This window comes from Streptomyces venezuelae (genome assembly GCF_008642355.1).
Lineage (GTDB): Bacteria > Actinomycetota > Actinomycetes > Streptomycetales > Streptomycetaceae > Streptomyces > Streptomyces venezuelae_B.
On sequence record NZ_CP029193.1, the window covers coordinates 5529880 to 5548072 of the forward strand.

General features: G+C 71.1%; 22 protein-coding genes. 14 read left to right on the forward strand and 8 right to left on the reverse strand.

Annotation, left to right across the window (positions count from 1 at the left end; all coding sequences use genetic code 11):
• Positions 1-6 precede the first annotated feature (6 nt).
• Positions 7-465: a hypothetical protein gene (locus DEJ47_RS25820; protein ID WP_150172102.1), complete on the forward strand. Its 459-nt coding sequence runs from the start codon at positions 7-9 to the stop codon at positions 463-465.
• Positions 466-501: 36 nt separating this feature from the next.
• Here DEJ47_RS25820 and DEJ47_RS25825 read toward each other — a convergent pair whose 3' ends face one another.
• The 3 genes from DEJ47_RS25825 to DEJ47_RS25835 all read right to left on the reverse strand — a co-directional run bounded on the left by DEJ47_RS25825 (position 502) and on the right by DEJ47_RS25835 (position 2444).
• On the reverse strand, positions 502-1527 hold the full coding sequence (locus DEJ47_RS25825) for an RNA polymerase sigma factor SigF (RefSeq protein WP_150172104.1): 1026 nt from the start codon (positions 1525-1527) through the stop codon (positions 502-504).
• Positions 1524-1937 carry an anti-sigma regulatory factor gene (locus tag DEJ47_RS25830; RefSeq protein ID WP_030780840.1) on the reverse strand — a complete coding sequence of 138 codons (414 nt, stop codon included), beginning with the start codon at positions 1935-1937 and terminating at the stop codon, positions 1524-1526. The genes DEJ47_RS25825 and DEJ47_RS25830 overlap by 4 nt, the downstream gene beginning before the upstream one ends.
• A gap of 246 nt (positions 1938-2183) precedes the next feature.
• A complete protein-coding gene (locus DEJ47_RS25835; RefSeq protein ID WP_150172106.1) occupies positions 2184-2444 on the reverse strand; it encodes a UBP-type zinc finger domain-containing protein in 261 nt (86 codons plus the stop codon).
• A 46-nt stretch (positions 2445-2490) separates the two neighbouring features.
• Here DEJ47_RS25835 and DEJ47_RS25840 point away from each other — a divergent pair, with 46 nt between their 5' ends.
• Positions 2491-4089 carry a Na+/H+ antiporter gene (locus DEJ47_RS25840; RefSeq protein WP_150172108.1) on the forward strand — a complete coding sequence of 533 codons (1599 nt, stop codon included), beginning with the start codon at positions 2491-2493 and terminating at the stop codon, positions 4087-4089.
• A gap of 13 nt (positions 4090-4102) precedes the next feature.
• Here the strand turns inward: DEJ47_RS25840 and DEJ47_RS25845 are convergent, their stop codons facing one another.
• The 3 genes from DEJ47_RS25845 to DEJ47_RS25855 all read right to left on the reverse strand — a co-directional run bounded on the left by DEJ47_RS25845 (position 4103) and on the right by DEJ47_RS25855 (position 6012).
• Positions 4103-5035, reverse strand: a complete 933-nt coding sequence (locus tag DEJ47_RS25845; protein WP_150172110.1) for a 1-aminocyclopropane-1-carboxylate deaminase/D-cysteine desulfhydrase — start codon at positions 5033-5035, stop codon at positions 4103-4105.
• A 10-nt stretch (positions 5036-5045) separates the two neighbouring features.
• Positions 5046-5636, reverse strand: a complete 591-nt coding sequence (locus tag DEJ47_RS25850; RefSeq protein ID WP_150172112.1) for an N-acetylmuramoyl-L-alanine amidase — start codon at positions 5634-5636, stop codon at positions 5046-5048.
• Between the two features lie 139 nt (positions 5637-5775).
• Complete coding sequence (locus tag DEJ47_RS25855) at positions 5776-6012, reverse strand: hypothetical protein (protein ID WP_150172114.1); 237 nt, start codon at positions 6010-6012, stop codon at positions 5776-5778.
• Positions 6013-6220: 208 nt separating this feature from the next.
• Here DEJ47_RS25855 and DEJ47_RS25860 point away from each other — a divergent pair, with 208 nt between their 5' ends.
• The 6 genes from DEJ47_RS25860 to DEJ47_RS25890 all read left to right on the forward strand — a co-directional run bounded on the left by DEJ47_RS25860 (position 6221) and on the right by DEJ47_RS25890 (position 12280).
• Positions 6221-7627 (forward strand): family 2B encapsulin nanocompartment shell protein, encoded by a 1407-nt coding sequence (locus tag DEJ47_RS25860; protein WP_150172116.1) that lies wholly within the window; start codon positions 6221-6223, stop codon positions 7625-7627.
• 102 nt (positions 7628-7729) lie between these two features.
• Complete coding sequence (locus DEJ47_RS25865) at positions 7730-8857, forward strand: family 2 encapsulin nanocompartment cargo protein polyprenyl transferase (RefSeq protein ID WP_150172118.1); 1128 nt, start codon at positions 7730-7732, stop codon at positions 8855-8857.
• A gap of 128 nt (positions 8858-8985) precedes the next feature.
• Entirely contained in the window at positions 8986-9609 is a 624-nt protein-coding gene (locus DEJ47_RS25870) for a GNAT family N-acetyltransferase (RefSeq protein ID WP_150172120.1), read from the forward strand.
• Positions 9610-9980: 371 nt separating this feature from the next.
• Positions 9981-10949, forward strand: coding sequence for a hypothetical protein (locus tag DEJ47_RS25880; RefSeq protein ID WP_150172124.1), 969 nt, complete (start codon positions 9981-9983; stop codon positions 10947-10949).
• Positions 10950-10956: 7 nt separating this feature from the next.
• Positions 10957-11598, forward strand: coding sequence for a hypothetical protein (locus tag DEJ47_RS25885; protein WP_150172126.1), 642 nt, complete (start codon positions 10957-10959; stop codon positions 11596-11598).
• A gap of 52 nt (positions 11599-11650) precedes the next feature.
• The gene (locus tag DEJ47_RS25890) at positions 11651-12280 is read left to right on the forward strand and encodes an HAD-IA family hydrolase (RefSeq protein WP_150172128.1); all 630 of its coding nucleotides are present in this window, start codon (positions 11651-11653) and stop codon (positions 12278-12280) included.
• A gap of 37 nt (positions 12281-12317) precedes the next feature.
• Here the strand turns inward: DEJ47_RS25890 and DEJ47_RS25895 are convergent, their stop codons facing one another.
• Positions 12318-12818 carry a MarR family winged helix-turn-helix transcriptional regulator gene (locus tag DEJ47_RS25895; RefSeq protein ID WP_150172130.1) on the reverse strand — a complete coding sequence of 167 codons (501 nt, stop codon included), beginning with the start codon at positions 12816-12818 and terminating at the stop codon, positions 12318-12320.
• Between the two features lie 91 nt (positions 12819-12909).
• On the opposite strand from DEJ47_RS25895, the gene DEJ47_RS25900 reads away from it, so the two are divergent.
• Positions 12910-13224: an HGxxPAAW family protein gene (locus tag DEJ47_RS25900; RefSeq protein ID WP_398334900.1), complete on the forward strand. Its 315-nt coding sequence runs from the start codon at positions 12910-12912 to the stop codon at positions 13222-13224.
• 15 nt (positions 13225-13239) lie between these two features.
• Here DEJ47_RS25900 and DEJ47_RS25905 read toward each other — a convergent pair whose 3' ends face one another.
• Complete coding sequence (locus DEJ47_RS25905) at positions 13240-13869, reverse strand: TetR family transcriptional regulator (RefSeq protein ID WP_150172132.1); 630 nt, start codon at positions 13867-13869, stop codon at positions 13240-13242.
• A gap of 86 nt (positions 13870-13955) precedes the next feature.
• On the opposite strand from DEJ47_RS25905, the gene DEJ47_RS25910 reads away from it, so the two are divergent.
• The 5 genes from DEJ47_RS25910 (at position 13956) to DEJ47_RS25930 (ending at position 18052) form a co-directional block, all read left to right on the forward strand.
• On the forward strand, positions 13956-14894 hold the full coding sequence (locus tag DEJ47_RS25910; RefSeq protein ID WP_150172134.1) for an oxidoreductase: 939 nt from the start codon (positions 13956-13958) through the stop codon (positions 14892-14894).
• Positions 14895-14913: 19 nt separating this feature from the next.
• Entirely contained in the window at positions 14914-15681 is a 768-nt protein-coding gene (locus DEJ47_RS25915; protein ID WP_150172136.1) for a thioesterase II family protein, read from the forward strand.
• Between the two features lie 161 nt (positions 15682-15842).
• On the forward strand, positions 15843-17060 hold the full coding sequence (locus DEJ47_RS25920) for a cytochrome P450 (protein WP_223828507.1): 1218 nt from the start codon (positions 15843-15845) through the stop codon (positions 17058-17060).
• A gap of 4 nt (positions 17061-17064) precedes the next feature.
• Positions 17065-17283 carry a ferredoxin gene (locus DEJ47_RS25925; RefSeq protein WP_223828508.1) on the forward strand — a complete coding sequence of 73 codons (219 nt, stop codon included), beginning with the start codon at positions 17065-17067 and terminating at the stop codon, positions 17281-17283.
• A gap of 136 nt (positions 17284-17419) precedes the next feature.
• Complete coding sequence (locus DEJ47_RS25930) at positions 17420-18052, forward strand: LuxR C-terminal-related transcriptional regulator (RefSeq protein ID WP_150172141.1); 633 nt, start codon at positions 17420-17422, stop codon at positions 18050-18052.
• Positions 18053-18193 lie beyond the last annotated feature (141 nt).

An 18193-nucleotide genomic window follows, 5' to 3' on the forward strand; every position in this document is an offset into this window, starting at 1 on the left:
GCAGGGGTGAGTAATCAGCGGAAAACCACCCCCGAAGCCCCGGAGTCGCCCGAACCGGGCCAGCGACCCGCGCGGGTGACCGCCGCCGCGGCCCTGGTCGCGCTGGAGGGCCTCGCCCTCCTCGCCGGGGGCGGCTACATGCTCGCGCTGGGCGTCACCGGATCGTCCGACGACGCGCGGCAGGCGTGGACGGGCGGCGTCACGCTGATCGTCCTCGCGCTGCTTCCGCTGCTCGCCGCGCGGGGCCTCCTGAAGCTGCGCCGGTGGAGCCGGGGTCCCGCGATCATCACGCAGATCATGGCGCTTCCTGTGGCCTGGCAGATGCTGCAGGCCGACAGCCTGGCGATCCCGGCCGGGATCGTGCTCGCGCTCTGCGCCGTCGCCGCGCTCGTCTTCCTGATCAACCCGTCGACGACCGAGGCCCTCGGCATCCAGGGCCCCGGCGGCGTCCAGGATCAGAAGTAGCCGCTCAGGAGCACAAGCGGCGACTACGTAGAGTCATCACTCCTCGACGAGGAGCTTCTCCCGCAGCTGCGCCAGCGTGCGCGCCAGCAGGCGGGAGACGTGCATCTGGGAGATGCCGACCTCCTGCGCGATCTGCGACTGCGTCATGTTGCCGAAGAAGCGCAGCAGCAGGATGCGCTTCTCGCGCGGGGGCAGGTCCTCCAGGAGCGGCTTGAGGGACTCGCGGTACTCGACGCCCTCCAGAGCCTCGTCCTCGGCGCCCAGGGTGTCCGCGACGGCCGGGGACTCGTCATCCGTGTCGGGGACGTCCAGGGACAGCGTCGAGTACGCGTTCGCGGACTCAAGGCCCTCCAGGACCTCCTCTTCGGAGATGGCCAGTTTCTCGGCCAGCTCGTGCACCGTGGGGGAGCGTCCGTGGAGCTGGGACAGCTCCGCCGTCGCCGTCGTCAGCGCCAGACGCAGCTCCTGGAGGCGCCGCGGGACACGGACCGCCCACCCCTTGTCCCGGAAGTGCCGCTTGATCTCACCGACGACCGTCGGGGTCGCGTACGTGGAGAACTCCACGCCGCGCTCCGGGTCGAAGCGGTCCACGGACTTGATCAGGCCGATCGTCGCGACCTGGGTCAGGTCGTCCAGCGGCTCGCCGCGGTTGCGGAAGCGGCGGGCCAGGTGCTCGACGAGCGGCAGATGCATGCGGACCAGCTGGTTGCGCAGCTCCGCGTACTCCCGACTGCCGCCGTCCAGGGTGCGCAGCTCGATGAACATCGCGCGTGCGCCGCTGCGGTCCTGCGGATCGTGCCGAACGTGCTCGCTCATGTTTCCCGCCCGTCGCCCGCCGCCCCGGCCGGAGAGCTGCTCGAGCTCGTCCCTGGCGGTCGGCTCTGCCTGCTCCGACACATCGGCCACCCTCAGCGGACCCGACGGGTCCGGCTCCTCCGGGTGCGGTTTGGCCTGCTGTTCGGGGATTCCGGTGGTCATACGGCGCACCCCCTCCCTGCCGCCGGCGGGCCCGCCTCGTGTGCCGCGCTCTTCGTCCCGCACCGGCCCGTCCCCGTCCCTCACGCCGGCCCGGGTCCCGCGCCGCGCTTCTTGTAGAGACTGATCGAGACGGTGTTGTCCTCGGCGACGGTCGAGTCCACCTGGCCCGCCAGGGCCGACAGCACCGTCCAGGCGAAGGTGTCCCGCTCCGGAGCCCGGCCGTCGGTCGTGGGCGCCGAAACCGTCACCTCCAACGAGTCGTCGACGAGCCGGAAGACGCAGCTGAGCACCGAGCCGGGCACGGCCTGCTGGAGCAGGATCGCGCAGGCCTCGTCGACCGCGATGCGGAGGTCCTCGATCTCGTCGAGTGTGAAGTCCAAGCGCGCTGCCAGACCGGCCGTGGCCGTCCGCAGCACCGACAGGTAGGCACCCGCAGCCGGAAGGCGGACCTCCACGAAGTCCTGATTCCCGGGCTCGCCTGCGATCTGGGACACCCTCACCTCCAAGGTGGTACAAGCACTTTCGGGGTTCCGGGACCGCCGTCGAGCGGTGGTCCGGACTGCGTCACACGGGTAACGCCCCACGTCGTTCTGCGGTGACGCTACCGCGCTCCCCAGCTCCGTGTCCCGGGGACCCCGACTGATGCTGTCACTCATAGTAAGCCTATGAGTACGGACAGTGGCTAGGGGTTGCGCAGGCCCAATTGGAAAGAACGGGCGCCGGGTTGACGTACCCAAACGTCAGACGATCGAACCGTCCACGAAACACCAGCGCCAGCTCTCGCCCGGCTCGAAGGTCCTCATCACAGGGTGTGAGGTCTCCTTGAAATGCGCCGTCGCGTGCTGGAAGGGCGAGGAGTCACAGCAGCCCACGTGCCCGCACTCCAGGCACAGCCGCAACTGGACGGGATGGCTGCCGGCCGCACGGCACTCGACGCACGTCTCGCTCAGCGGGGCGGGCTCGGGGTGCGGCAGCGCTGCGACGTGCGGGCACTCGTTCATGATTGCCAGGTTACGACGGGAACACGGAGGGCGGAGGAGTCTGCGGATGGACGCATTGCCACTGGTGGCGCTGATCGCGGCGAGCGCCGCGGTGGCGGGGGCGGCGCGCAGGACACCGGTGCCCGCGCCGCTGCTCCTGGTCGCCGTGGGGCTCGCCGCCTCGTATCTGCCGGGTGTGCCCGACTACCACCTCGACCCGCACATCGTGCTGCCGCTGATCCTGCCCCCGCTGCTGCACACCGCCGCCCTGGAGAGCTCCTATCTCGACCTGCGGGCCAACATCAGGCCCGTCGCGCTCCTGTCGGTCGGTTACGTCCTGTTCGCCACGGTCGTCGTCGGGTGGCTCGCGTATCTGCTCATCCCCGACCTGCCGCTGACCGCCGCGCTCGTCCTCGGCGCCGTGATCGCGCCGCCCGACGCGGTCGCCGCGACCGCCATCGCGCGCAGGGTGGGCCTTCCGTCGCGGATCACCACGATCCTCCAGGGCGAGTCCCTGGTGAACGACGCGACCGCGATCACCGCGTTCAAGGTGGCCGTCGCGGCGGCCGTCGGCGAGGGCGCGAGCTGGTCGGGGGGCGTCCGGGAGTTCCTGGTGGCGGCGGTCGGCGGCGTCGGCGTCGGACTGCTCCTCATGGTGCCGATCCACTGGCTGCGCACCCACCTGAAGGAGGCGATGCTGCAGAACACGCTGTCGCTGCTCATCCCCTTCGTGGCGTACGCGGCCGCCGAGCAGGTCGGCGCCTCCGGGGTGCTCGCGGTGGTCGTCGTCGCGCTCTACCTGGGGCACCGCTCCTGGCAGGTCGACTTCGAGACGCGGCTGCAGGAGGCCGCGGTGTGGAAGGTCGTCGCGTTCATCCTGGAGTCGTCGGTCTTCGCGCTGATCGGGTTGCAGCTGCCCGTCGTGCTGAAGGGGCTCGGCGAGTACAGCGTGGGGCAGTCCGTCTGGTACGCGTTCGGGGTCTTCGTCTTCGTCGTGGTGGCGCGGTTCGTGTGGTCGTATCCGGCGACGTACCTGCCGCGCGGGCTCTCGTCGCGGATCAAGGAGCGCGAGGACGACATGGACTGGCGCAGGCCGCTCATCGTCAGCTGGGCCGGCATGCGGGGTGTGGTCTCGCTCGCCATCGCGTTCTCGATCCCGCTCGTCACGGACGACGGCGAGCCGTTCCCCGCGCGCAATCTTGTCCTGTTTCTGACGTTCACCACGGTGATCGGAACGCTCGTCGTGCAGGGACTCTCGCTGCCGTGGCTGATCCGCGTCCTGAAACTGCCGGGCCGGGACGCCCAGGCGCAGACGCTCGCGGAGGCACAGGCGCAGAACGCCGCCTCACAGGCCGCGGAGGCCCGGGTGGAGGAACTCATGCAGGACGAGCGCAACAGCCTTCCACAGCCCCTCCAGGACCGTCTGCGCACCGTCCTGGAACGCCGCCGCAACTCCGTGTGGGAGCGGCTCGGCCAGGCGAACCCGGTGACGGGGGAGTCGGCGGACGACACCTACCGGCGCCTCGCGCGCGAGGCGATCGCCGCGGAGCGCGAGGTGTTCGTGAAGATGCGGGACGAACGGCGCATCGACGACGAGATGATGCGGACACTGCTGCGCAAGCTCGACCTGGAGGAGGCGGCCGCCCACCGCGAGATCGAGGACTGAGGAGCGGGCCCGCCTACTCGGTGGCCTCGCGCGTGCCCGTGATGACCGCGGTCAGGCGGGTGCCGGGCGGGAAGGCGCCCTCTTCGGAGAGGAAGGTCAGGGCGTACAGCAGCTTGGCGACGTAGAGGCGCTCCACGGAGAGGCCGGTCGCGTTCCCGTGGCGGTGCTCGAAGTCGTCGGCGAAGGCGAGGAGGTCCGGCGGGGTGCGGGCGTAGCCGCCCCAGTGGAAACGCTCGTCCAGGTGCCAGTTGGCGGTCGGCTCGCCGAACGTGCGCCGTTGCAGGGCGGCTATGTCGTCGCCCAGGAAACCGCCCTTGAGGACCGGTATGCCGAGGGCCCGCCGGCCGGGGCCGAGCCCCGCGGCGAGACCCGCGAGGGTGCCGCCGGTGCCGCACGCCACGGCCGCCACATCGGTGTGCTCGCGCAGCTCCTCGCCGAGGGCCGTGCAGCCGCGGACGGCGAGGGGGTTGCTGCCGCCCTCCGGGATCACGTACGCGTCCCGGCAGCCCGTCTCGCGCAGGACCGCGGCTAGCGTCCCGGGCTCCGCCTTCTTCCGGTACGTCGAGCGGTCCACGAAGTGCAGCCGCATGCCGTCGGCCGCGCAGCGGGCCAGGGACGGGTTCAGGGGGCGCCCGGCGAGTTCGTCGCCGCGCACGACGCCGACCGTGGCGAGGCCGAGGAGGCGGCCCGCCGCGGCGGTGGCGCGAAGGTGGTTGGAGTAGGCGCCGCCGAACGTGAGCAGGGTGTCGTGGCCCGTGTCGGCGGCCGACCGCAGGTTCAGGACGAGCTTGCGGTACTTGTTGCCCGGCAGGTCCGGGTGGATCAGGTCGTCCCGCTTGAGCGACAGCTCCACGCCGCGGCGCCCGAAGCGGTCGTCCTCAATGCGCTGCAGCGGCGACGGCAGCAGCGGGCGCGGGCCGGGCGGGGCGGGCGGGGTGTGGTGCACCCCGCCATTGTCACTTGAGGCGTTCCTCGATGCGCTCCCGCATCGAGTCCATCGTGAAGCCGCGCGGGTCGACCTTGCCCGGCTGCCACTCCAGGTGGCCGATGACCGAACGCTGTGTCCAGCCGTGGTGACGGCAGATCGCGGCCGAGACGCGCTCGATGGCCTCCAGCTGTTCGTCGGGCCACGGGTCCTCGCCGTCGCCCATGTTCTCGCACTCGAAGCCGTAGAAGTGGCGGTTGCCGTCGGTGTTCGCCTCGTTGTCCGGAGGCAGGCGCTTCTCGGCGATGACCGCGCGGAGCACGTCGTCGTCGCCGAGGCCCGCGTGGTTGGCGCGGCCGTACCCGACGAGGTGGACGCGGCCGTCCTTGGTGATGACGCCGTGGCAGAGCGGCCCGGGGAGGGAGGCGAAGCCGTCGCGGCAGATCTCCACCGTGCGCTCGCTGCCCCGGGTCGCGGTGTGGTGGATGACCACGCCGTGAACGGGCCCCCAGGGGCCTTTGTGGTTGCGGTTGTGATGCTCCCAGTCGCCGACTTCGACGACGGTCACGCCTTCGTCTCGCAGGGCCTCGAGGAACGTGCCCGCGGACATGGGTGGGGCCATGACCGCCTCCTTTACAAGGCGCGACGGCCGCCTGTCGCGGGCCGCCTCATACGCCCTGCTTGTACCGGAGTTCCGGTGCCCGGACCAGCTGTTCGGAACCCATCCGGGGCCTGTTCGGGCACCGTGCGAGCCGATCCGGTCAGGTGGCGTGCAGGAAGCCGTCCCCGTGCGTCGCGATGTGGGACTCCAGGGCCTGCAGCGCCTGCTGGGTGTCCTGCGAGGAACCGGTGCCACGGCGCTCCGCGTAGTACGCCGCGCCGAGCTTCTTCAGGAGCGCGTCGCCCGCACGCTTCTCCTGGACGTCGTCGATCTTCTGCTTGCCCTGGTTGAGGGCCTGCTGGGCCTGCTCTTTGGCGCGATCCAGGAAGCCTGCCATCGCTCTCTCCTGCCGTCGGTGCGGGTGGTGCGGTACGGGGTTCAACGGGTGCGCGGATCTTGGGGTTCCCGCCGAACGAGTGGAAACGCCCCTAATGCCCCGCCGAGGGGTGATCCATTCCCGCTCTTTTGTGTAATGGCGCGGGCACGTTCCGTGCTGGAAGGGTGGGGCGCGCAGATGACCGCAGGTATCCGGGAGGGCATAGCCAATGTCGGTAGGCGAAGAGATCCGTTCCGAGTCGGAGCAGCCGCAGCAGAGTCTCGGCACGTCCGCCGCACGGAATCTGGCCACCACCACCAAGTCCGCGCCACAGATGCAGGAGATCAGCTCCCGCTGGCTGCTGCGCATGCTGCCCTGGGTCCAGGTGCAGGGTGGCACGTACCGGGTGAACCGAAGGCTGAGCTACTCGGTCGGTGACGGGCGGGTGACCTTCGTGAAGACGGGTGACCGCGTGCAGGTCATCCCCGCGGAGCTCGGCGAGCTCCCCGCGCTGCGGGACTTCGACGACCAGGACGTCCTCGGTGAGCTCGCACAGCGCTGCCAGCAGCGGGAGTTCGCCCCGGGCGAGGTCCTGACCTCCTTCGGCAGCCCCGCGAACGAGGTGTTCCTGCTCGCGCACGGCCGCGTCGAGAAGATCGGCACGGGTCCTTACGGGGACGACACCGTCCTCGAAACCCTCGCCGACGGCGCCCACTTCGGCGACCAGGCCCTCATCGACTCCGAGACGATCTGGGAGTACACCGCGCGTGCGGTGACCGCGTGCACCGTCCTCGCCCTGCCCCGCCAGGACGTCGAGCAGGTGGCGGAGCGCAACGAATCCCTCCGGGGCCACCTGGAGCGCCTGCGCTCACTGCCGGCGCAGCGCACCAACCCGTACGGCGAGTCACCCATCGACCTGTCGGCGGGCCACGTCGGCGAGGCCGTGCTCCCCGGCACCTTCGTGGACTACGAATCGTCGCCCCGCGAGTACGAACTGAGCGTCGCCCAGACCGTCCTGCGCGTCCACACGCGCGTGGCCGACCTCTACAACCAGCCGATGAACCAGACCGAGCAGCAGTTGCGGCTGACGGTCGAGGCGCTCAAGGAGCGCCAGGAGCACGAGCTGATCAACAACCGCGAGTTCGGGCTCCTCAACAACTGCGAGTACGAGCAGCGGATCCAGCCGCACGCCGGAGTGCCCGGCCCGGACGACCTGGACGAACTGCTCAGCCGCAGGCGCGGGTCCAAGCTCTTCCTCGCCCACCCGCGCGCGATCGCCGCGTTCGGCCGCGAGCTCAACAAGCGGGGACTCGTCCCCGAGACCATCGACGTGAGCGGCACCAGGATCCCCACCTGGCGCGGCGTGCCGATCTTCCCGTGCAACAAGATCCCGGTCACCGACGCCAGCACGACCTCGATCATCTGCATGCGTACGGGCGAGGAGGAACAGGGCGTCGTCGGCCTGCACCAGACCGGCATCCCCGACGAGATCGAGCCGAGCCTGTCCGTCCGGTTCATGGGCATCAGCGAGCAGGCGATCATCTCGTACCTCGTGTCGACCTACTACTCCGCCGCGGTGCTCGTGCCCGACGCGCTCGGCGTCCTGGAGAACGTGGAGATCGGCCGCTGGAGTTGACCCCGGGGCCGTGTCCCCGGCCGCGGCACGGGGTACACCCCCTCCGTACGCGCCCACACGCCGAGGAACGGCCACCGTCCGCATCCTTCCCGGGGTGAGTCCATGACGGACACGACGACGGACACGGCAGGCACGGTGCACGTGGAAGGGCACATCCTGGAACCCGGTGGGCCGGACGGGGCCGGTGAGGGGCCCGAGGCCGCGGGCATCCTGGCCTCGGCCCGCGGGCTCGTCCACCCGGAGCTGCGCAGGGCGATCGAGACGCTGCCCGGCTCCCTGCGCAGGGTCGCGCTCTACCACTTCGGGTGGGAGCACGCCGACGGCACACCGGCCGCGGGGACCGCGGGGAGCACGGGCAAGGCCATCAGGCCCGCGCTCGTGCTCACCGCGGCGCGGGCCCTCGGCGGGGACCCCGCGGAGGCGGTGCGGGCGGCCGCCGCCGTGGAACTGGTCCACAACTTCACGCTCCTGCACGACGACGTGATGGACCGCGACACCACGCGCAGGCACCGGCCCACCGCGTGGACCGTGTTCGGCGACGCCGACGCGATCCTCACCGGTGACGCCCTGCAGGCGCTGGCGCAGCGCATGCTCGCCGAGGACCCCCACCCGGGTGCCCCGGCCGCCGCCGCTCGTCTCGCCACCTGCGTCATGGAGCTCTGCGCGGGCCAGCACGCGGACTGCGACCTGGAGCGCCGCGGCCCGGACGAGGTCACGCTCGACGAGTGCCTCGCCATGGCCGAGGCCAAGACGGGGGCGCTGCTGGGCTGCGCCTGCGCGCTCGGGGCGGTGTACGCGGGCGCGGACCCCGACGACGTCGACTCGCTCGACGGTTTCGGCCGGGAGGCGGGCCTCGCCTTCCAGCTGATCGACGACGTCATCGGCATCTGGGGCGACCCCCACCGCACCGGCAAGCCGGCGGGCGCCGACCTCGCCGCACGCAAGAAGTCCCTGCCCGTCGTCGCGGCCCTGGCGTCGGGCACACCGGCCGCGGCCGAACTCGCCGAGCTGTACGACAGTCCGCCACCCGGCGGCGCGGCGGGCGCGGCCGAGCACGCGGCGCGCGCGGCCCGTGCCGTGGAGCGGGCGGGTGGCCGCGACTGGGCGCAGGCGCACGCCGCCGACCGGATGTCCCGCGCGATCGGGCAGCTCGCCGTGGCGGTGCCGGACCCGGAGGCGGCCGGGGGCCTGCTGGCGCTCGCGGAGTTCGTGACGCGACGTACGTACTGAACGCGACGTACGCACGGAACGGGTCACCGCGTACGCTGCGACCGGCGCGCAGGCGGGCGGGCACGGTAGGGAGCCCATGGGGTCTGTCGGCGCGCGGTCGTGAGCGGACGAACGGACAGGGGCGGGCTGTGGGTGTGGCGATCCGGAGAGCAGGGGCGGCCGACCGGGAGGACGTGATCCGGCTGCTCGACGCGGCGTTGGTGCACGACCCGGTGAGCAGTTGGGTCTTCCCCGATGAGGGGCACCGCCTGCGCACGCATCGGGCCCTCATGGGCGCTTTCCTCGACATCGCGCTGGACGAGGGGTACGTCGACGTCACCGAGGACGGTGCGGCCGTGGCGCTGTGGTGGTCCGTGCCGGCGGGTCCGCACGGGGGCGGGGGCGACGGTGGTGCGACCGAGGCGGAGACGGAGGACGGGCCCGCACTGTTGCGTCGGGCCGTCGATCCGGGCAACGAAAGGGTCGAGGTGATCGGCCGGCTGACCGAGGCGATCCATCCGGCCGACCGCGCCCACGAATACCTGCACCTCATAGCCGTGCACCCCGACCGCCAGGGCGAAGGACTCGGCACGGCACTCGTCACCGCGGTGCTCGACCGGTGCGACCGCGACGGTCTGCACGCCTATCTGGAGGCCAGCAACGCGCGCAGCCGTGACCTGTACGCGCGCCTCGGCTTCGCCTTCATGGGGACGACGCTCGACCTGCCGGACGGGCCGCCCATGTGGCCGATGTGGCGTGAGCCGCGGGCCTGAGGAAGCGCTGGTCGCAGGGCTGCCACAGCCGCCCGGACCGGAATAACCTGGATGCATGGGCAGCGAAGGGCCACGTCCCGGCCCGGCCCCGCAGGACGCGCCGGTCTGCGGGGCATGCGGAGGGCCGGTGGGTACGGCGATCAGGCGGCGCAAGGTGCTCGGGGTGTTCGTCCCCGTGTGGGGTCCCGGGCCGTGCCGGAACGCGGAGTGCGCGGCGTGTGTCGTCGAGACGGACGAGAAGCCGGGGGCGGGCGCGCGGCGTTCACGCTCACGGCACGGCAGGCGGCACGCTCCGCCCGGTGACGGGAGTTAGCGGAGCCTGCGAGTAGGGTCCCCGGTGCGGTTACGCGGCCGTCCGGGAGGGACCCCTGATGAAGGTGCGGTTATGTGTACTCGCCCTGGTGTGCGTGGTGTCGACGGGGTGTGGAGCCGCGTCGGGCCCGGAGCGGGACGACATCGCGCCGCCCGGTTACGCGAGGGAGCCCGGCGTACCACGCGTGCAGAGCGAAGCCGACATCCCCGAACTGCCGCTCGCGCGATACGAGCTCAGCGGCGCGGACAGCAAGCGCCTGGACAGGGCGCGCAATGTGCTGCAGCGGCAGTGCATGCGGGACTTCGGGTTCGATGACTTCCCGCTCGACCCCGACACGTGGGTCCAGATGTCGTCCTCCTTCGAGTCGACGGCGATCGCTGTGACCCCGTACGGGACGCTCGACCTCGAGCGGGCCCGCCGCTGGGGCTACGGCTTCGACCCCGACCGTGCCGAGGAGCAGAGAGCGGAGTTCCTGCCCAAGGGACGGAAGGTGACAGAGCGGGAGCGCCGGGTGCTGGACGGACCCGAGGCGGGAGAGAGCGGCGGCTCGGCCGTGAACGGGCGGAAGGTCCCGAAGGGCGGCTGCTCTGAGGAGGCGGAGCGGCGCATCGGGGCGGCGAAGGCCGCCCCGGCGCCCGGCGTGGAGTACGTTTTCCGGCGCACGGCGGAGATCGACAAGGCCGTCGCGGCGGACGGGCGGGTCCGGCGGGCGTTCCGTGACTGGTCGCGCTGTGTCGAGGACAGGGGTTTCAAGCGGTACGCGAGCCCTGCGCGGGCGTTCACGGACAAGGCGTGGCGCAAAGGGCTCGGCGACGGCAGCACGCACCGTACGGAGCGTGAGCTGGGTACGGCCGTCGCCGACGTCGAGTGCAACCGCGGGCTGAACGTCACGGGGGTGTGGTGGGCGGTGACCGCCGAGAAGCAGCGGGCCGAACTGCGGCGCAACAGGTCCCGCTACGAAGCCGTGCGCAAGGACCAGGACCGGGTGCGGGCAGCGGTCCGCGAGGTGCTCGGCGAAGCGGGATGATGGGCGCATGAGTGAACTCAAGGGGATCGGCGGGCAGGAGCCGACGCCGGTGGTGGCTTCCGGTGCGGTTTCGGGTGAGACGTCCGTGGTTTTGGGTGTGACGTCCGAGGGTGTTCCGAAAGCTGCTTCGAAGGCTGCTTCGGGGCCCGTGCCCGGTGCCGTCGACGTCCGTGCGCTGACCGCCCTCGCCGAGACGCACCACGACCGCGCCGTAAGGCCGTTGGGCACGCGTGAGATCGCCGGGCACCTCGTGAAGGTGTACGCGATCGAGGCGCCGGGCCGGGTCGTCGCGGAACGGGAGGAGGCGGCGGCGCTCCGCGTCGCAGGGCCGCATCTGGAGCTGGGCAGGGCCCGTGGCTCGCTCGGTCTCGCCGTGCTGATCCTGCACGCGGGTGGCGACGGGGACTACGTCCTCGTGCAGACCTGGGTCGAGGCGTCGATGTCGGACCTCGCGGTGTTCCTCGGTCCCGCGGGCAGGCCGGACGAGTTGCGGCCCGGGAGGGTCGGTCTGGCGCCGTGCGTGTGGGAGGCGGCGGTGCTCGCGCACGAGCGGGACGCCTACGTGCGGAATGTGCTGGACGGGACGGGGCCGGTGGCGGAGCGGCTTGCGGCGTGGGGCGCGGACGTCACGGCAGGGCACCTGCGCTGAGGGTGTGGAGGGAGGCGGCAGGGGGCTCCCGGGGGCGTGATAGACACGGGGCATGACGAGCCGCGGCCGGGCGTTCGACGCCGTACTGACTGACCTCGACGGCGTGATCCGCTTCTACGAGATGGCGGAGCTGGAGGAGTTGGAGCGTTCGGCCGGTCTGCCCGCGGGCAGCACCGCCGAGATCGCCTTCCGGCCCGAGACCGACATGCCGCTGATGCGGGGCGAGATCACCAGGGAGCGGTGGATCGAGTCGATCGCCGACGGGCTCGCCGACCGGGTGCCGTGGGCGCGCGGGCACGAGCTCGGGACGGCGCTCGCCGAGACCAAGTTCCGGGCCGACGACGCCGTGGTGGGGCTGTTGCGGCGCGCGCGTGCGGCGGGGCTGCGCGTCCTGCTCGTGACGAACGCGACGCCGTGGCTCGCCGACGACCTCGCCCTGCTCGGTCTCACCGGTCCCGACGGCTGTCTCGACGACGTGATCAGCAGCGCCGACCTCGGCATCGCCAAGCCGGACCGGCGCATCTACGAGACGGCCGCCGAGCGCGCCGGGGTCGCCCCCGCCCGCTGCCTCTTCGTGGACGACCGGCAGGAGAACGTGGACGCCGCCGTCGCGCTGGGCATGACCGGTCTGTTGTACGGCGAACCGGCGGACCTGCGCGCGGCGTTGGCCCCGCTGGTCTGACCGCGGCGGCCCGCGTGGCGGGTCAGGACGCGGGCTCTCAGCAGGAGTCCTCCAGGTAGGTGCGGGCGAGGGCCGCGGCGCCGGTGAGCCAGTCGGTGATCACCGCGAGCTCGTCCGCCGAGTACCGCGCGCAGAGGTCGGTGAGCAGCTTCGCGTACGGGCCGTAGACGGCCTGTACCCGCTCCGCGGCGGCCGGGACCGGGGTGACGTGCACCCGGCGCCGGTCGGTGGGGTCGGGTCTGCGCTCCACGAACCCGCCGCGCTCCAGACGGTTCAGGATGCCGGTGACGGCGCCCGTCGTGACGTGGGCGCGGGCGGCCAGGTCGCCGGCGGTGACCGGGGCGTCCGACTCCAGGACGTGCGCGAAGCAGACCAGGTCCTTGACGCTCAGGTCCAGGTTGCGGGCGAGTTCCTGGCGTCCGACGAGGTTCGTGGCGACGAGGTCGTCCAGCGCGCCGATGGCGTCGGCGGCGGTGGCGGCGGGACGTGGCGCCCCCTGTTCCTCCCGCTCTCCATGCCCGCTCAGCTCTCCCTGCATTGAACTCCCTTACTGTCTAAGATAAATTCCTCACCCGCTAAGACATCTTACGGCGTGCGTGTGCGGGCGTGTACAAGAAGGAGGCAGGGACGTGAGTGGACTCCACGACGAGGGCCACACGGTCGCGGGGTGGACGGGCTCCCTCATCGCGATGCTCGGGACCGTGTCGGCAGGTGTGGGCGTCGTCGGCTGGCGCCCGGGGATCTGGCTGGGGGTCGGTCTCCTGGTGGTGGCGGTGCTGGCCACCTGGATCCTGCATCTGGCGGGCTGGGGCAAGCCGCCGATACCGCGCGGCCTCGACCAGCGGGGTTTCTCGGCGCGGGACTTGACCGCGCGTGCCGGGCACGCGAACTGCGTCGGGTGCCGGCTGGCAGGCCGGTCGGTCAGGGGCGCGGAGGCGTCCTGACCGCACGGAGCACGACTATCCTCCGCGCACCGCGTCCAGTGCCGGTGCGATGACGGCGAAGACCCGGTCCGTCAGCGCGGCCGGGTCCTCCGCGCCGTCCCCGGCGCTCCATCTCTGCAGAACGGCCCCGAAGGCGGACAGGGCGATACGGGCCGCCAGTTGCGGATAGAGGTCCGTCCGCGGGTCGAGGCCGAGACGGTGGGCGAGTTCCTCGGCCAGTTCGCCGCCCCACTGTGCCTGGCGCTCCAGGAAACGGGCGTGCAGGGCGGGGCTCTCGAGGATCAACTGGGTGACGCGCAGGGCCTGTTGCCCCGGCCCCGCGCAGGCGTTCACGGAGACCCAGACGGTGTGGCGCAGCGCGACCGACGGCGGTTCGCCGACCGGGCGGGACGCCAGCTCCGTCCGCATGTCGGTGCCCACGTCGGCGAGCAGGTGGATCACCACGTCCTCCTTGGACGCGAAGTACCGGAAAAAGGTCCGCTTGGAAACCCCCGCGACGGCCGCGATCTCGTCGGCCGTCACCGCGTCGAACCCCCTGCGGGCCAGCAGTCGCAGCGCGGCCGACGTCAGCTCGTCCGAGACGAGTTGGCGCTTGCGTTGGGCCAGGCTCACTTCCGGGTGGGTACTCACTGCCTCAGTGTACATTTCGTGCCCTGAACGTCATCAAGAGTAGCGACAGGCATTGAGGGAACGCCTTGACACCGAGTGCCATGTAGGGCAGCTTGTGTCGTATGAGTAATCAGCGTGGCTGGACCGCCGAGCAGATCCCTGACCAGAGCAACCGAGTCGTCGTCGTCACCGGGGCCAACAGCGGCATCGGGCTCGCGACCACCCGGGCCTTGGCGCGCAAGGGCGCGCACGTGATCCTCGCCGTGCGCGACGAGGCGAAGGGCCGGGCCGCGGTCGACCGGCTCACCACCGAGATCCCGGGCGCCCGACTGGAGGTGCGGCGGATCGACCTGGCCGACCTGGACTCCGTCCGCGCCTTCTCCGACAAGCTGCACGCGGACCACGCGCGCCTCGACGTGCTCGTGAACAACGCCGGCCTGATGGCGCCGCCGAAGCGTCTCCTCAGCCCTCAGGGCCACGAGGTGCAGTTCGCCGCCAACCACCTCGGCCACTTCGCGCTCACCGGGCTGCTGCTCGACCTCCTGGAGGCCGGGGACGACCCCCGCGTGGTGACCGTGAGCTCGCCCAACCACCGCCAGGCCGACCTCTTCTTCGACGACATCAACGGCGAGCGCAAGTATTCGCCGATGGGCCATTACAACCAGTCGAAGCTCGCGAACGCCGTCTTCGGCTGGCAGCTCCACCAGAAGCTGACCGCGGCGGGCAGCCGCGTGCGCAGCCTGCTGGCCCACCCCGGCTACACCTCGACCAACCTCCAGACGAGTTCACCCGCGGGCATGGTGAAGTTCCTGTTCGGACGGCTGCTGCTGCCTCTCGCCCAGACCCCGGACCAGGGTGCGCTGCCGACGCTGTTCGCGGCGACGGACCCGAGCGTGACGGGCGGCCGGTTCATCGGCCCCGACGGCATGGCCGAACTGCGCGGCGCGCCCAAGACGGTGGAGCTCGCGCCCCGCGCCGCGGACGCGGAGAGCGGCCGCAAGCTGTGGGACCTGTCGGAGGAACTCACCTCCGTGCGCTTCACGTTCCGCGCGGCGGCCTGACCGCGAAGGGGACGTGGGGATGACCGCGAAGACCGCCGGGAGCAGTGCCTGGATCCGCCGGTACCGGCCGGCCGACGAGGCGCGCGCCAGGCTGCTGTGCCTGCCGCACGCCGGCGGCTCCGCTTCGTTCTACCTTCCGTTCGCCCGCGCGTTCGGGCCCGACATCGACGTACTGACCGTGCAGTACCCGGGGCGGCAGGACCGCTGGCACGAGCCGTGCGTGGACTCCGTGACGGGCCTCGCCGACGCGCTGGTCGACGAGGTGCTGCCGTGGGCCGACCGGCCGCTCGCGCTCTTCGGGCACAGCATGGGTGCGATGGTCGGTTACGAACTGGCCGTACGCCTGGAGCGCGCGGGGTCGCCGCCGCTGGCCGTGTTCGCCTCCGGGCGGCGCGCGCCGTCCCGGCTGCGCGCCGACCCGTCGCCCGTCCACCTGCGCGACGACCGCGGCCTGATCGACGAACTGCGGTCGCTCAGCGGCACCGACGCCCGGGTCTTCGAGGACGAGGAACTGCTGCGCAGGGCGCTGCCCGCGATCCGCAGCGACTACAAGGCGGCCGAAACCTACCGCTACGTCCCGAGCCCCCGGCTCTCGGCGCCCGTCCACGTGATCGTCGGTGCCGACGACGGCCGCGTCACGCCGGACGAGGCGCGTGCCTGGGCCGACCACACGGACGGCGGTTTCGAAATGGAGACACGTCAGGGCGGGCATTTCTATCTCACGGAACAAATGTCAAGTGTCGCCGAGAGCGTTTCGAGCCGGATTCTAGCGAGACTATTGCCGTAATCCAGCGCGGCTGATGCGGAATTGCATTTATCGTGTGACCTCGATCACGGCAAAATGTATTCCGGTAAACCGCCTTGTTTGAGCCAACCCCCTTGTTAGGCTGAATTCCTCTTTCGGATGCGAGTCGTGCGAGGTGCAGGAAAAACATGGGGGACGTGGACGTGGCCGAGACAGACATTGCCGGCCTGCCGGCATACCCGTTCATCGGGCCGGACGACAATCCGTTCGTCCCGGTCACGGGGGCTGACCTGGAACGGCTCGAAAGGCCTGTGGGGAAGGTGAAGCTTCCGTTCGGGGGATGGGCGTGGCTCGTCACCCGCCACGAGGACGTGCGGCAGCTGCTGCGGCACCCGGGCTTCAGCTCCGATCAGTACAAGCCCGGGTTCCCGGTGCTCAACCCGATTCCGCCGAAGCAGGACGACGCGTCGGGCCTGTTCATCTTCATGGACGGCGAAGCGCACAGCCGGTTCCGCAAGATGCTGACCGCCGAGTTCATGATCAAGAACATCCGGCGGATCGAACCGCTCATCGAGGAGACGGTCGTCGAGGCGCTGGACCGGATGGAGAAGCTCGGCGCGCCCGCCGACCTGATGGCGGAGTTCGCGCTCCCCGTGCCGTCGATGACGATCTGCCACCTCCTCGGCGTCCCGTACGCCGACCACGACTTCTTCCAGGACCACAGTCGCGTGATCATGGACAGGAAGTCGGGACCCGCGGAGGTCGAGGCGGCCCTCGGCGCCCTCGCGGGCCTCCTCGGCGACCTCGTCGAGGCCAAGCGCGAGAACCCCGGCGAGGACCTCCTCAGCCGGCTCACCCTGGAGCGCGTGGACACCGGCGAGCTGCGCAAGGACGAACTCGTCAGCCTGGCCATGCTCCTGCTCGTGGCGGGTCACGAGACCACCGCGAACATGATCGGCCTCTCGGCACTGGTGCTCCTGCAGCACCCCGAGCACCTCGAAGCGCTGCGCGAGGACCCGTCGCTGGCGCCGGGCATGGTCGAGGAACTCCTGCGCTACCTCACCGTCGTACGCACCGGGCTGCCGCGCCTGGCCATGGAGGACGCCGAGATCGGCGGGCAGCGGATCCGCGCCGGTGAAGGCGTCGTCGCGATGCTCGCGATGTCCAACCGCGACCAGTCGGTCTTCTCCGACCCGGACCTGTTCGACCCGCAGCGACGCGAGGCCCACCGCCACATGGCGTTCGGCTTCGGCCTCCACCAGTGCATCGGCCAGCCGCTGGCCCGCGCCGAGCTGCGCGTGGCCCTCGTCGAACTGGCCCGCCGCTTCCCGGAGCTGCGCTCCGAACTCTCCCTCGCCGACGTCCCGCAGCGCCCCATGGCCGTGACGTTCGGTGTGGCCGAGCTCCCCGTGACGTGGTGACGGGATGACGATGCGGATCACGGTGGACAGGGAGCTGTGCGCGGGCGCGGGCAACTGCGTGGCGACGGTCTCGGAAGTGTTCGACCAGGACGAGAAGGAGGGGCTCGTGCTGCTGCAGATCGCGGAGCCGCCCCAGGACCTGTACGAACTGGTCGAGACGGCCGCACAGATGTGCCCGGTCGGCGCGATCGAGATCGAGGAGCGCGTGCCCGCGTCGTCCTGACGGGCTGCGCCCGCGCCGTCCCTGGTCCTTGGACCAGTACGGCGCTCAAAAAAATCTAAATAGGCCGGTGCGTTCTTTTTCGGTGGGTGAAATATGCGCAACGAAAAGAAGGCCCGATCAACGGGGGGTCTTCAAGTTGGACCGGGGAATCAAATCACGAGTCATCATCTGCGACCCGCATCCCTATGCGCGTCTCGGAATCCGAAGATCGCTGGAAAAGGATCCCGCACTGTCCGTCGTCGCCGAGGTCGCCGAACTCTCGGAGCTCCTTTCCGCGGCGGAATTGTATGATCCGGATGCCGTGGTGCTCGACGGGCAACTGCACCTCGGCCACGCCCGGGAACTCGCCGGTCTCGACGCCGCTCTGGTCGTCGTCGGGGACACGGATTCGGCCACCCGCTGGATCGGCCTCACGCAGGTGGACGTGGGTGCGCTGGTGCACTGCTACGACCCCGTGGAGGACCTCGTCGTGGCCGTCCGCAAGGCGGTCGACGGCAGCGGCTACGTATCGCCCGGCCTGAGCGGGGCACTGCTCAAGCTCACCCGGGCCATGGCCCCGCGCCACCTCTCGGCGGTGCCCACGCATGCGCCGCTCACCTCCCGCGAGTCCGAGGTGCTGCAACTGGTGCGCAGGGGGCTCGCGAACAAAGAGATCGCCCGGCGGCTCGGCCTGAGTGAGAAGACGATCAAATTCCATGTCTCGAATGTGCTCGCGAAGGCCCATGTGGCTTCCCGGGCACAGCTGATCGCCCTGGCGCCCGCGATGTAGGGGCGGCCCGGAAGTACATGAAGGCGGGGGTGCCCGCACGGTCCGGCCGTGCGGGCACCCCCGTCGTCGTACGGGGCACGGAACCTGGCCGAAAGTCCAGGTTCCGCAGCTCGTACCTGCCCCTAAGCCCGGCCGACGAGC

Bases quoted from the DNA above. Each gene is read 5' to 3' on its own strand.
- DEJ47_RS25835 (WP_150172106.1), bottom strand. From the start codon at position 2,444: ATGAACGAGTGCCCGCACGTCGCAGCGCTGCCGCACCCCGAGCCCGCC.
- DEJ47_RS25840 (WP_150172108.1), top strand. From the start codon at position 2,491: ATGGACGCATTGCCACTGGTGGCGCTGATCGCGGCGAGCGCCGCGGTG.
- DEJ47_RS25850 (WP_150172112.1), bottom strand. From the start codon at position 5,636: ATGGCCCCACCCATGTCCGCGGGCACGTTCCTCGAGGCCCTGCGAGAC.
- DEJ47_RS25855 (WP_150172114.1), bottom strand. From the start codon at position 6,012: ATGGCAGGCTTCCTGGATCGCGCCAAAGAGCAGGCCCAGCAGGCCCTC.
- DEJ47_RS25860 (WP_150172116.1), top strand. From the start codon at position 6,221: ATGTCGGTAGGCGAAGAGATCCGTTCCGAGTCGGAGCAGCCGCAGCAG.
- DEJ47_RS25865 (WP_150172118.1), top strand. From the start codon at position 7,730: ATGACGGACACGACGACGGACACGGCAGGCACGGTGCACGTGGAAGGG.
- DEJ47_RS25880 (WP_150172124.1), top strand. From the start codon at position 9,981: ATGAAGGTGCGGTTATGTGTACTCGCCCTGGTGTGCGTGGTGTCGACG.
- DEJ47_RS25885 (WP_150172126.1), top strand. From the start codon at position 10,957: ATGAGTGAACTCAAGGGGATCGGCGGGCAGGAGCCGACGCCGGTGGTG.
- DEJ47_RS25890 (WP_150172128.1), top strand. From the start codon at position 11,651: ATGACGAGCCGCGGCCGGGCGTTCGACGCCGTACTGACTGACCTCGAC.
- DEJ47_RS25895 (WP_150172130.1), bottom strand. From the start codon at position 12,818: ATGCAGGGAGAGCTGAGCGGGCATGGAGAGCGGGAGGAACAGGGGGCG.
- DEJ47_RS25905 (WP_150172132.1), bottom strand. From the start codon at position 13,869: ATGTACACTGAGGCAGTGAGTACCCACCCGGAAGTGAGCCTGGCCCAA.
- DEJ47_RS25910 (WP_150172134.1), top strand. From the start codon at position 13,956: ATGAGTAATCAGCGTGGCTGGACCGCCGAGCAGATCCCTGACCAGAGC.
- DEJ47_RS25915 (WP_150172136.1), top strand. From the start codon at position 14,914: ATGACCGCGAAGACCGCCGGGAGCAGTGCCTGGATCCGCCGGTACCGG.
- DEJ47_RS25925 (WP_223828508.1), top strand. From the start codon at position 17,065: ATGACGATGCGGATCACGGTGGACAGGGAGCTGTGCGCGGGCGCGGGC.